Source organism: Rhodohalobacter halophilus (assembly GCF_001715195.1).
GTDB lineage: Bacteria > Bacteroidota > Rhodothermia > Balneolales > Balneolaceae > Rhodohalobacter > Rhodohalobacter halophilus.
Genome location: NZ_MDWE01000041.1, coordinates 38,920 through 47,732, shown reverse-complemented (window position 1 = coordinate 47,732; position 8,813 = coordinate 38,920). Strand labels below are relative to the sequence as shown.

The window sequence follows — 8,813 nt, the reverse complement described above, 5'->3', positions numbered from 1 at the left end:
GAACCCTCGGAGGGTTTGATCAAGAGAACTATCGGTTTATAGAACCTCAAACCTGGACTGGAAGAACCGTAAATATTCCGGTTCATAGACAAATTTCAGCCCTTTAATCTCCTTCGCATTCTGGTACACAGCTTCCACAGATTCAGCAACTACATCCATGTGAGCCTGTGTATAAACCCGCCGCGGAATGGTGAGCCGTACTAATTCCAGTTTTGGATAGTTGTGCTCTCCGGTCTCCGGGTTACGTCCCGCAGAGACAACCCCCCGTTCCATTGCCCGGACTCCAGAATCGAGGTAGAGAGCTGCTGCAAGTGACTGTGCCGGGAGCTGATCCTGTGATAAATGAGGCAGAATCTTTTTCGCATCGAGGAACACACCGTGGCTCCCGATTGGCTTTACAACGGGAACTCCCATTTCAACCAGCTTCTCGCCGAGGTAGATCACCTGCCCAACACGCGCGCGGATATGATCATAATCGACGGACTCAGAGATGCCGATAGCCAGGGCTTCCATATCACGTCCGGCCATACCGCCGTAAGTGTGAAGTCCTTCATAAATTACCACCATGTTTCGGGCTTTATCAAAAAGCTCATCATCATTCACGGCCAGGAAACCTCCTATATTCACAAGGGCATCTTTTTTAGAGCTCATTGTGGCCGCATCCGTCAGAGAACAGATTTCCAGTACGATCTCCTGAATGGATTTATTTTCATAACCGGGTTCACGCTGCTGAATCAGGTAGGCATTTTCGGCCACGCGGGTCATATCGTGAACAATGGGAATGTCGTACTTCTGAGTGAGTTTACGCACCTCTTTCAAATTTCCGAGAGAGATTGGCTGACCTCCGGCCATATTTACCGTCGTGGCAATGGATACGTATGGAATTTTGTCAGCTCCTTTCTCTTTAATCAGATCTTCCAGTTTATTCAGGTCGATGTCTGCCTTAAACGGATGCTCATTTTCCGGATCGTGGGCCTCATCAATAATAACATCCACAAAGGTTCCGCCGGCCAGCTCCTGGTGCAGTTTGGTGGTGGTGAAATACATATTGCCGGGTATAAAATCTCCCTCATTAATCATCAGTTGAGAGATGATATGTTCAGCTGCACGGCCCTGGTGAGTGGGTACGATGTGTTTGTATCCGTAATATTTTCTGACGGCGTCTTCGAGATGGTAGAAGTTACGGCTTCCGGCGTAAGCTTCATCGCCCAGCATCATTCCGGCCCACTGCCTGTCGCTCATCGCAGAGGTGCCGCTGTCCGTCAAAAGGTCGATGTAAACGTCTTCTGATCTTAACAAAAAGGTATTATAACCGGCCTCATCAATCGCTTGTTGACGCTCCTCGCGGGTTGTCATTTTAACCGGTTCAACCATCTTGATTTTATAGGGTTCTGCCCATGATCTTTTCTTCTTGTTACTCATGTCGGTAATATGATTTGTGTTTAAATTGTATGTAGGTAGAACGAGTCTGCCCGGATCACGGGCAGTTTAAAGGAAAGAAACTATACAGACGGGTAGGCGTGGGGACTGATCACAATATCCTCAGCAATTAAGCTGTAGCTGATGATCTGATATGTTTGTGTGGTTCTATTCATCCCGTCTTCTTGATTCCTTAATGTAGGATATTTGATCCTTACTCTCCAATCATTTTTCAGATTAGACGCACGATTTGAAAACCCAATCTGTTTTGATATCCTGTTGAACCACAATTCATAATCATCATGCCGGTCATTCGATATTTTATCAGGAAATGGGTGAAGAGTCAGCCGCTTTCAGCTGAACGCCAACGAATACTTCAGCAGAAAGTGCCTCTGTTCCGCAAGCTGCCGGGTCACTATAAAGAGCGGCTTCAGGAGCATCTCAAAATACTGCTGCATGAAAAGTATTTTGAAGGGTGTGGCGGACTTCAGCTCACCGAAGATATGAAAGTGATAGTGGGGGCCTACGCTTCTGTGTTGATTCTGGAAGAAACCGCAGACTATTACGGTGATCTTCAATCCATCTTGATCTACCCCGATGACTACGTTGCACCGGTTAACCAGGAGACCGAGGGCGGTTTTATTGAGGAGGGGTTTGAGAATCGAAAAGGAGAGTATTGGCAGGCAGGAGTGATTGTGCTCTCCTGGCAGGATATTGAGTCTCAGCTATTCGGTGAAGAACGGGGCAGCGGACTGAACCTGATCATTCATGAGTTTTCGCACTTTCTGGACGACAGATACGGTTTAACCGCGGGGATCGATCTTGACGGAAAAACATTGAGAGATGATGAGTGGACAAACATCATTGCAAAAGCATATCGGGATTTGAGGTTCACCCGGAAGAGCTCTTTTCTGGACCGATACGGAGCGGAGAATCCGGCTGAATTTTTTTCAGTGGCTACGGAGTTGTTTTTTGAGCGACCCGAAAGGCTTCTTCAGGAAAATAAGAAGCTCTATACACTGCTCGAGAAGTTTTACCGGCTGGATCCCATCCGCTGGAAATAGCCTGAATCGCCACTCGATTTTTCGATTCTTTTGAGAGTAGAATGATGCTTATATTTGAATGTCTTTACAACTAAGGCATTCCCATAGAAGGCACCCCATGTAAGATAATTCAGAAGTAGCTACTTAAAACATTGAAAAACCAAACCTTCCTAAAACTGTATTTAAAGCTCTTTATCTCGATTTGGGTTGTTTTACTATTCGCTGAAGGATCCAACGCCCAGATTTTGAATATCCCCGATGAAGAAGATCGCGAAGGCGGAGTCCACTACTCAATTGTGCCGGTACTGGGGTACAGCTCGGACTCCGGTTTTATCGGTGGCGGGCTGATGCAACGTTTTAACTACGGGGACGGTATCTCTCCATTTTTGAGCAACCTGAAAATGGATGCAGTTATTTCAACCAAGGGAGATATTCTCAGTGAAATTAACTACCAGCGAACGCGCTCCTTTGGAACGGACATCCGAAGTGAAATTTCAATCATCGGGGAGTGGTATCGGCAGGCTCACTATTTTGGAATTGGTAACAAAACAGAGTTTTCGGATCAGCTTTATGATGAGAAGTATTTCATGTATGAAAAGCAGATCCTCGATCTCTCATATCGCGCCAGAAAAACGGTTGCTGATTTTGGATTTGAGGGTACATTTGACCTCTACGCCGATATGGGCCTCTCTTTGATGGATGCCACAGAGCGCGATCAAAATACGCTGTTCGCTCAGGATAATCCGCTGGGAGATCAGGATCACAGGGTTATTACGCTTGGTTTTGGAGTGATCACTGAAGATCGGGACAGCGAGTTTAACCCAACGGAAGGGTACCGGTATGAGGCTGGCCTGGAGTCGAGCGGCTCTTTTACCTTTAGTGAATTTGATTTTACCCGGCTTCATGCAGAGTTAAGACACTATGTTGAAATTCTTCCGGATGTGGTGATTGCACAGAAAATCACGGGAGTTCATATTCTGGGAGAGGCTCCCTTCTGGAAGCGGGCTTCACTGGGTGATAAGTACGGACTTCGCGGCTACCATTATGACCGATTTCTGGGCAAGAGTTCAATACTACATGTTCTGGAAGCCCGAACCTGGCTCTTCTCTATTCTGGATGATGAAGTTAAATTCGGCGGACAACTATTCTGGGACAGCGGACGAGTATTTTCTGAATTTGACAGCAACGGACTATTTGATAACTGGAAGCACTCATGGGGTGTGGGCGGGGCAATTTCACTCTTTAACCCGGATTTTATTGTCAGGGGAGATCTTGGGTTCTCTTCTGAGGCTGTCCGAATCTATGCCGGTGTAGGTTACATATTCTAATACCCGAATTGATTATTTAATAAAGAAGTAAAGTAGAAATTCCGATGATTTTACTGACAGCAGATAAAGATATTGCGGCCCCGTTTTTGGAGATGGAGTCGGTTCAAAACATAGATTTTTTACACCTTCCGCTCGAGAAGTTTACATACAGCCCGAACCGGGAAGAGTCTGATGAGCTAAAACATCGGCTTTCTGAGTTTTCATTTATCATCCACGGAAACCTTCGGAATGCCCGGTTTTTTGTAGAGTGGGTGAAGGAGAACGATCTGCAGAGTGAGGTGATCAACTGCGTAAATATTGTGCTGGATAAACCTACGGCCATTTATCTGGAGACACACGGAATTCCGGCTATTCAGCCGCGTCAACCGGCAAAACCGATCGACATACTGGAGTTTATGCTTCGCATATCAAAGGAGGGATATGTGCTCTATCCAACAACCGAAAATAAAACCGAAGAGATGCCCGGACTGCTGAAAGAGCTTGAGATGCCGGTTGCAGAATTTACGGTTTGCAAAGAGGTTACCCTTGATGAGAGTGAGCTTTCAGCGTTTCAAAAAGAGCTAAAGTTAAATCAGATTGATGGGGTGATTCTGCATAATCGGTCGGCCTACATCCGGGTGAAGACAGCATTCCCGGAACTGGATCTCAACAATTCAACGTTGATTGCCGGAAGCCTCGGGCTTACCGAAATGCTGGAAGAAGACGGCCTCAAACCGGACTACCTGGCCAAAGGGTCCTGGGCTTCTATGGCAAAAGTGCTGAGTGAGATAGAGTAAAGATTAATTTGATTGGTTGAAATTCAGTTCTTGCGCCCGGTTTGGAAAATCGGTGATCAAGCCATCCACTCCCATCTCAAAAACCCGGTTCATCTCTTCTGTTGAGTTGACCGTCCATGGAATCACTTTCATTCCCCGCGCTTTGAGCTCTGAAACACTCTCCGGTGTAAGCAGCTCATAGTTCGGGCTCCAGATATCGGGGGTAAAGCCCAGGATATTAATGTACATATCTGCAGGAACCCGTTCCTGAACGAGCATGGCCAGTTGTACAGATGAGTCAATCTGACGGATAGCAATCAGTGTTGACGGATCAAATGATTGAATGATGACGCGGTCCAGAACGCCCAGTTCGTTCAATACATCGTACATAAGCGAGGCGAACTTCTCGGGGCCGGGTACATACTCCCCATACCACTCCGGCCTGCTTTTGGTTTCAATATTGTAGCGAAGTGGCGGAAGGTTTTTCTCCTCGGCATACTCTTCCACAGCCCGGATTGCATCGGCCATCAGCGGTTTGGTCACTTCCATCGTTTGCTGTTCAGGGAAGTTTGGATTTTGGCGCTGTCCCACATCAAACTGCTGTGTCTCTTCAAAGGTCATTTCAAATATATTCAAACTTTTCTCCTCACTTTCCGTAACGGGAGAGCCATCCGGTTTTGTGCTGAATAGATGATTGAACCACGGTTCATGAGAAACAAGCAGCTGCTCGTCTTTGGTGACAACCACATCAAATTCAACGGTTGTCACATCCAGTTCAACCCCTTTCAGCATGGCGGGTATGGTGTTCTCTGGCATTAAGCCTCGGGCTCCGCGATGTCCCTGCAGGTCAAAAGGTTCACTCTGTTCCATGGTGCAGGAGATTAGGGTGAATAAAATTAGCGTGGCAAAGAAGGTACGCATGGTAATTTCTGTTTATCTTGAACATCGGAAAGTTAAGTTAATGGAGTGTCAATATATCGTGAATCTACAATTAATCAACAAATCATGATCATAAAGAAAATTCTTCCGCTCATCGTTTTATTTACAGCCTTGTTTGGTAGCTTGGAGGTTCAGGCCCAGTCAGATACCACCACATTTATTCTGGTTCGTCACGCTGAAAAGGTGGATGACTCTGCTGATCCGGATCTCTCTGAGGCGGGCTATGAACGGGCAGAACGGCTGACGGAGATGCTGGAGCGTATTTCATTTGATGCGGTTTACTCCTCAGACAGAATCCGAACCCGGGAAACGGTCCGTCCGATTGCCGAACAGCACAGTCTGGAGATTCTTTTGTATGAACCTCATGAGCCCGAAGCGGAGGTGGCACGGCTGCTCCAATCAAACAGAGGAAAAACGGTTCTTGTTAGCGGCCATTCAAATACAACGCCGTTCTTTGCAAATGAACTGTTGGGCAGAGAGCATTTTAAGGACAAGTTTGACGAATCTGACTACGGAAATCTGTTGATCATCACCATTGATAACGAGGGAGAGAGCAGACTTCTTCATCTGCGGTACTAAGGTTTGAATGTTTTTCACCGGAAAAGCATTTCTTTCCCGAAACAGCACAAATGGATCTATCTGAAGAAAAAATCAGCAGAATTATTGAGATGGCGTGGGAAGACCGGACCCCGTTCGATGCCATAAAATTTCAATTTGGCCTCAGTGAAAAAGAGGTGATCGAATTGATGAGAAAAGAACTGAAGACATCCAGTTTTAAGATGTGGAGAAAACGGGTGTCCGGAAGGTCAACGAAACACCGGAAACTGCGAAATGATAATGTGGATCGTTTTACAAGTTCGTACTGACTTTCTCTACTTTAAATCAACAATCGTGCACCCGCTGCCGCCGCTCTCCCACGGCGCGATGTCGAACGATTTTACTCCATCACGTTTTTCGAGGTATTCGTGAACGAGTTTGTGCAGAATACCTTCTCCTTTACCGTGCACAATTTCCACCTGCTGCAAGTTGCGTGCAATGGCCTTATCGAGATAGAGAGTGAGCTCTTTAATAGCCTCGTCACCCCGTTTGCCGCGTAAATCGAGCCTTGGTTTAACGGATAAATCTATCTCCTGGGAACCGCCATACGATCGGGATCGGCTCTTCTGTTTTTTCTTGGCAGGAGGTTCGGTTTTTGTGAGCTTGTTCAGTTTCGATTTTATTTTCATCCCATTGACTAAAACAGTGGCCTGTTTTCCCGAGAGTTCCACCAGTTCGCCCGTGGTGTTTCCGTCACCAATCAGAACGTGATCTCCAATGTCAGGCTTTTCATTACGCTTGACCGGTTTTTCAGTTTCTTGTTCATACTCATCTTTGAATGTGCGAATCTCCTTTTTTGCTTTTTCGATCTCAGATCGAGCCTCACGGATTTTCTCTTTATCGTCCCGGCCTTCACTCACCACTTTCTCAACCGCCTCCTCAATCCTTCGGTTGGCATCTTTCATAATCTCCTCGGCATCTTTGTACGCTTTCTCAATAATGCCCTTCCGCTTACGGTCAATCTGTTCCGACTTTTCCCTGTAAACCCGCTCCTGTTTTTCCGCTTCCCGCTGATTTTTCAGATAGCTGAGACGAAGCTCTTCTGCTTCCTGGGTTTGTCTTTCCAGATTGATCAGCAGATCACCCATTGAATCTTTCTGTTCACCCAGCAGAGCGCGTGCTCGTTTCATCAATTTGACCGGCAGGTCCATTCTGTCGGCAATTTCAAAGGCATAACTGCTTCCGGGTACGCCTTTCTTGAAACGGTAGGTAGGAGAGAGGCTCTCCTGATTGAACTCCATGGCACCGTTGACCACCTGATCATGTTCGTGGGCAAAAACTTTCAGCGATCCGTGATGCGTTGTAACGATCACGCGTGAACCGCGCTCAATCACCTCTTCCACAAAAGCCTGAAAGAGAGCTCCGCCTTCCTCAGGATCAGTCCCGGCGCCCGCCTCATCAATCAGAACCAGTGAACCTATTTCCATTCTGCTGAGGGTTATTTTCATCCAGTTCAGTCGGGACGAAAATGTACTCAGATCATTTTCAATGGATTGATCATCCCCGATATCTACGAAAAGCCCGCTCAGAACCGGAAGCTGAGAATCGGGCTGAACAGGAATCGGGAAGCCGGACTGGAGCATCATGCAGAGAAGCCCGGTCGTTTTCATGGCTACCGATTTACCTCCTGCATTGGGTCCGGTAATGACCAGGCCAAGTTCATTTTCTTCAAGGGTGAGATCCAGAGGTACTACCGGTTCCGGCTCTTTCAGCGAGAAGTTTTTCAGCATCAGGTTCGGGTTTTTGCCACGAATCAGGTTGATGCGGCGATTGTCGGAGAGTTCGGGAATGGCTCCATCCAGGTCCAGCCCCAAAGACACCATACTGTGGATCGCATCCAGTTCTCCGATATAGGTACAGTTCAGCTCCAGCTCTTCACTGTATTTTCGCACTTCGTCTGTGAGGGAGCGGAGAATCCGTTCAATTTCCCGCTTCTCTTCAGCCTCAAGCTGTCGGATTTCGTTGTTGATCTGAAGTGCCTGAACCGGTTCAATATAGACGGTTTGCCCGGTGGAGGAGACATCATGAATAAATCCATCCACTTTGCGTTTATATTCAGCCTGGACGGGAATTACCATTCGTCCGCTTCGGATGGTTGCCCCTTCATCAGAGGTCATTCCGTCCTTTGCCAAACGCTTCATGACCTGCTGAACCGTGCTGCGAAGTTTACTGCGCTCCCGGTTCAATTTACCCCGAACTCTTTGAAGCTCCCGGCTGGCATCATCCCGAAGCTCGCCGCGTTCGGTCACTACTCGCTGTATGGCTTCTTCCAGCGGTTTCAGGTTCACCAGGCGATCAGTTACCTCGTCCAGGGCAGGGGTGTCAAATTCGAGCCTTTTAAAAAAACTGATCAGTAACCGCGAGAGGCGCGCATTTTGGTAAATAACCGGAAAATCATCCAAGGGGAGAATGGTTCCCTTCAGGCGGCTGTCTTTTAAAATATCTCGGATATCGTCGATCACGGTGAGCGGCTGGCCGGCTCCGCTCTGCAAGATTTTCATCCATTCGGCAGATCGGGCTAGTCTCTTCTCAACAACGGTTTTGGCGGAAGAGGGAGTGAGGCGCAAAATCTCCTCCTGCCCGTAAGGGGTATAACTTTTGCGGAGAGTTGCTGATCGGATACTCTCAAAACCAATTTTTTGAGAGCTGTTATCTGGGAAAAGTTGCATGTGATTCGACATAGGCGGAAAGTTCGGAATCTTTCCGCCTAAAATCGAATCAAATCAGTTCAT

The 8,813-nt window shown here is 47.2% G+C and carries 8 protein-coding genes; 5 read left to right on the top strand and 3 right to left on the bottom strand.

All coding sequences use genetic code 11. The features are described 5' to 3' along the window. Window positions 1–36: 36 nt before the first annotated feature. Window positions 37–1,422 carry a tyrosine phenol-lyase gene (locus tag BG260_RS11110; protein ID WP_069132660.1) on the bottom strand — a complete coding sequence of 462 codons (1,386 nt, stop codon included), beginning with the start codon at window positions 1,420–1,422 and terminating at the stop codon, window positions 37–39. Between the two features lie 299 nt (window positions 1,423–1,721). Here BG260_RS11110 and BG260_RS11105 point away from each other — a divergent pair, with 299 nt between their 5' ends. The 3 genes from BG260_RS11105 to BG260_RS11095 all read left to right on the top strand — a co-directional run bounded on the left by BG260_RS11105 (window position 1,722) and on the right by BG260_RS11095 (window position 4,566). After that, window positions 1,722–2,483: a M90 family metallopeptidase gene (locus tag BG260_RS11105; protein ID WP_069132658.1), complete on the top strand. Its 762-nt coding sequence runs from the start codon at window positions 1,722–1,724 to the stop codon at window positions 2,481–2,483. A gap of 224 nt (window positions 2,484–2,707) precedes the next feature. Beyond that, on the top strand, window positions 2,708–3,790 hold the full coding sequence (locus BG260_RS11100; RefSeq protein WP_141691584.1) for a BamA/TamA family outer membrane protein: 1,083 nt from the start codon (window positions 2,708–2,710) through the stop codon (window positions 3,788–3,790). 44 nt (window positions 3,791–3,834) lie between these two features. Beyond that, window positions 3,835–4,566, top strand: a complete 732-nt coding sequence (locus BG260_RS11095) for a uroporphyrinogen-III synthase (protein ID WP_069132654.1) — start codon at window positions 3,835–3,837, stop codon at window positions 4,564–4,566. Between the two features lie 3 nt (window positions 4,567–4,569). Here the strand turns inward: BG260_RS11095 and BG260_RS11090 are convergent, their stop codons facing one another. Further along, entirely contained in the window at window positions 4,570–5,466 is an 897-nt protein-coding gene (locus BG260_RS11090; RefSeq protein ID WP_083750275.1) for a glycerophosphodiester phosphodiesterase family protein, read from the bottom strand. 84 nt (window positions 5,467–5,550) lie between these two features. On the opposite strand from BG260_RS11090, the gene BG260_RS11085 reads away from it, so the two are divergent. Both BG260_RS11085 and BG260_RS11080 read left to right on the top strand, forming a co-directional pair. Beyond that, window positions 5,551–6,063, top strand: a complete 513-nt coding sequence (locus tag BG260_RS11085; protein ID WP_069132650.1) for a phosphoglycerate mutase family protein — start codon at window positions 5,551–5,553, stop codon at window positions 6,061–6,063. Between the two features lie 50 nt (window positions 6,064–6,113). Beyond that, on the top strand, window positions 6,114–6,350 hold the full coding sequence (locus BG260_RS11080) for a TIGR03643 family protein (protein ID WP_069132648.1): 237 nt from the start codon (window positions 6,114–6,116) through the stop codon (window positions 6,348–6,350). Between the two features lie 6 nt (window positions 6,351–6,356). Here the strand turns inward: BG260_RS11080 and BG260_RS11075 are convergent, their stop codons facing one another. Then, complete coding sequence (locus tag BG260_RS11075; protein ID WP_069132666.1) at window positions 6,357–8,750, bottom strand: endonuclease MutS2; 2,394 nt, start codon at window positions 8,748–8,750, stop codon at window positions 6,357–6,359. Window positions 8,751–8,813 lie beyond the last annotated feature (63 nt).

Coding starts and splice junctions, on each gene's coding strand:
- BG260_RS11110 (WP_069132660.1), bottom strand. CDS start 1,422: ATGAGTAACAAGAAGAAAAGATCATGGGCAGAACCCTATAAAATCAAG.
- BG260_RS11105 (WP_069132658.1), top strand. CDS start 1,722: ATGCCGGTCATTCGATATTTTATCAGGAAATGGGTGAAGAGTCAGCCG.
- BG260_RS11095 (WP_069132654.1), top strand. CDS start 3,835: ATGATTTTACTGACAGCAGATAAAGATATTGCGGCCCCGTTTTTGGAG.
- BG260_RS11090 (WP_083750275.1), bottom strand. CDS start 5,466: ATGCGTACCTTCTTTGCCACGCTAATTTTATTCACCCTAATCTCCTGC.
- BG260_RS11085 (WP_069132650.1), top strand. CDS start 5,551: ATGATCATAAAGAAAATTCTTCCGCTCATCGTTTTATTTACAGCCTTG.
- BG260_RS11080 (WP_069132648.1), top strand. CDS start 6,114: ATGGATCTATCTGAAGAAAAAATCAGCAGAATTATTGAGATGGCGTGG.
- BG260_RS11075 (WP_069132666.1), bottom strand. CDS start 8,750: ATGCAACTTTTCCCAGATAACAGCTCTCAAAAAATTGGTTTTGAGAGT.